This is a genomic window from Bradyrhizobium sp., from assembly GCF_030697065.1.
In the GTDB taxonomy this organism is placed as follows: Bacteria; Pseudomonadota; Alphaproteobacteria; order Rhizobiales; family Xanthobacteraceae; genus Bradyrhizobium.
In genome coordinates, this window is record NZ_JAUYQU010000304.1 from 1 (window position 1) to 2,917 (window position 2,917).

A 2,917-nucleotide genomic window follows, 5' to 3' on the forward strand; every position below is an offset into this window, starting at 1 on the left:
CCGGCTCCGCCAGCGCGCTGTCCGGCTCCTGAATATTGTGCAAGAAGGCAACTGATCCAGAGAGAGCAACGCCGATGAAAGACGTAATCGCGAGATTGGGCTCCGACTTCCTCTCCACCATCGTGTTCCTCGTGCTGTACCTTGCGACCGGCGACGTCATCCTGGCGACGGCGGTAGCGATCGCGGGCGCGGTCGGACAGGTGGCCTATGCCCGCTACAAGGGACAGCAGCTCGGCTACATGACCTGGGCGAGCCTCGGCCTGGTGATCGTGCTCGGCGGTGCCACGCTCCTGACGCACGATCCCCGCTTCGTGCTGGCCAAGCCCGCGATCGGGCATTTCGCGATCGGCGCGATCATGCTGAAGCGCGGCTGGATGCTGCGCTACATGCCGCCGCTCGTGATCGAAACCATTCCGGAGCATGTCACCATCGCGGGCTACGCCTGGGCGGCGCTGATGTTCGTGCTCGGCGCCGGCACCGTCGCGGTCGCCGCGACCGGCGACCTCAAGCTGTGGGCGTTCTACGTCTCGGTGGTCCTGATCGGGGCGAAGGTGATCGCCTTCGCCGTGCAGTATGTTGCGTTTCGCATCCTGGTCACGGGCCGGATCCGCGCCGCCCGCGCCTGATCGCCGCATTTCAACGATTGGGCACGGGCCACGAGATGCGCTATACCGCCGACCGAGCCTGTCCCAGAACCATTCCGGTTTTGCGACGCAATGCGTGAGGAGAGCTGAAGATGGCCGTCGACGGAAACTGGAATATCGTCATGACTACCCCGATGGGCGAGCGCAAGGCGACGCTGACGCTTTCGAGCGCTGGCGGCACGCTGACGGGCACCCAGGGCGCCGACGGCAATTCCGGCGAGATCTTCGACGGCACCGTCTCCGGCGACGACGTGGCCTGGAAAATCTCGATCACCAATCCGATGCCGCTGACGCTGGCTTTCTCCGGCAAGGTTGCCGGCGACAGCATGTCCGGCGAAATGGGCATCGGCCCGATGGGCAGCTTCCCGTTCACCGGGACAAGGGCGTAGTCCTGTCGTCGTCCCCGCGAAAGCGGGGACCCACACGTCGCGGCCCTTGCGGTTACGGGCAGTTCGTCTGCCGTCGTTTTTCAAACGCGACATCACGCGGCATCGGTCCCGGCGTTCGCCGGGTCGACGACTGGTGCAATCCGCCCCCTCACCCCAGATTCAGTTCCTTGAAGAAATCATTGCCCTTGTCGTCGATGATGATGAAGGCCGGAAAATCCTCGACCTCGATGCGCCAGATCGCTTCCATGCCGAGTTCGGGATATTCCACCACCTCGACCTTCTTGATGCAGTGCTCGGCGAGGTTGGCCGCCGCACCGCCGACCGAACCGAGATAGAAGCCGCCGTGCTTCTTGCAGGCCTCGCGCACCGCGACGGCGCGGTTGCCCTTCGCCACCATCACCATCGATCCACCCGCCGCCTGGAACTGGTCGACGAAGGAATCCATCCGTCCCGCGGTGGTCGGGCCGAACGCGCCCGACGCATAGCCGTCCGGCGTCTTGGCGGGACCCGCGTAATACACCGGATGATTCTTGAAATAGTCCGGCAGCGGCTCGCCCCTGTCGAGACGTTCGCGCAATTTGGCGTGGGCGGAATCGCGCGCCACGATCATGGTGCCGGACAGCGACAGCCGGGTCTTGATCGGATGCCTTGCGAGCGTCGCCAGGATATCTTTCATCGGCTGGTTGAGATCGATCTTCACCACCTCGCCGCCGAGCGCCTGCTCCACCGCCGGCAGATATTGCGCGGGGTTGTGCTCGAGCTCCTCGAGATAGACCCCGTCCCTGGTAATCTTGCCGAGCACCTGGCGGTCCGCCGAGCAGGACACGCCGAGCCCGATCGGCAGGGAGGCGCCGTGGCGCGGCAAGCGGATCACGCGCACATCGTGACAGAAATACTTGCCGCCGAATTGCGCGCCGACGCCGAGCGACTGCGTCATTTTCAGGATCTCCTGCTCCATCTCCAGATCGCGGAAGGCATTGCCGTCGGCCGATCCGTAGGTGGGCAGCGCATCGAGATAGCGCGCCGAAGCGAGCTTCACCGTCTTCATGCAGAGCTCGGCCGAGGTGCCGCCGATCACGATGGCGAGGTGATAGGGCGGGCACGCCGCGGTGCCGAGCGTCAGCACCTTCTCCTTCAGGAACGCCAGCATGCGGTCCTTCGTCAGTACCGACGGCGTGGCCTGGAACAGAAAGCTCTTGTTGGCGCTTCCGCCGCCCTTGGCCATGAACATGAACTTGTAGGCGTCGTCGCCCTCGGCATAGATCTCGCACTGCGCCGGCATGTTGTTGGCGGTGTTTTTTTCTTCGTACATCGACAGCGGCGCCACCTGCGAATAGCGCAGATTGCGGCGCAGATAGGCGTCGCGCGCGCCCTCGGACAGCGCCGCCTCGTCGTCGCCGTCGGTGATGACCCGAAAACCCTTCTTGCCCATGATGATCGCGGTGCCGGTGTCCTGGCACATCGGCAGAATGCCGCCGGCGGCGATGTTGGCGTTCTTCAAAAAATCGAACGCGACGAACTTGTCGTTGTCGCTGGCCTCGGGGTCGTCGAGGATCTTGCGAAGCTGCGCCAGATGGCCGGGCCGCAGGTAGTGATTGATGTCGCCGAAGGCGGCTTCGGAGAGCGCGCGCAGCGCCTCGCGGGTCACCACCAGCATGTCCTTGCCCATCACGCTCTCGACGCGGACGCCATCGCTGGTAATCTTGCGATACGGCGTCTTGTCCGCGCCCAGCGGAAACAGCGGGGTGTGCTTGTAGGGCGGAACGGCTTTGGGCGCTGGCACGGGGATCGGAGCGTTCATGAGGGTCTCGCAGGTTGGAAAGGCGAAAAAGCGTCGGAATTTCAACGGTCCGGCGCTCGCCCGGCATCTGGTTTGAACCGTTC

General features: G+C 64.3%; 3 protein-coding genes. 2 read left to right on the forward strand and 1 reads right to left on the reverse strand.

From position 1 onward, the window contains the following. Positions 1-74 precede the first annotated feature (74 nt). Both Q8R73_RS24300 and Q8R73_RS24305 read left to right on the forward strand, forming a co-directional pair. Positions 75-626, forward strand: coding sequence for an inner membrane-spanning protein YciB (locus Q8R73_RS24300; RefSeq protein WP_305722085.1), 552 nt, complete (start codon positions 75-77; stop codon positions 624-626). Positions 627-736: 110 nt separating this feature from the next. Next, entirely contained in the window at positions 737-1,033 is a 297-nt protein-coding gene (locus Q8R73_RS24305) for a hypothetical protein (RefSeq protein ID WP_305722086.1), read from the forward strand. A gap of 148 nt (positions 1,034-1,181) precedes the next feature. Here Q8R73_RS24305 and Q8R73_RS24310 read toward each other — a convergent pair whose 3' ends face one another. Continuing rightward, complete coding sequence (locus Q8R73_RS24310; RefSeq protein WP_305722087.1) at positions 1,182-2,834, reverse strand: fumarate hydratase; 1,653 nt, start codon at positions 2,832-2,834, stop codon at positions 1,182-1,184. Positions 2,835-2,917: the final 83 nt, after the last annotated feature.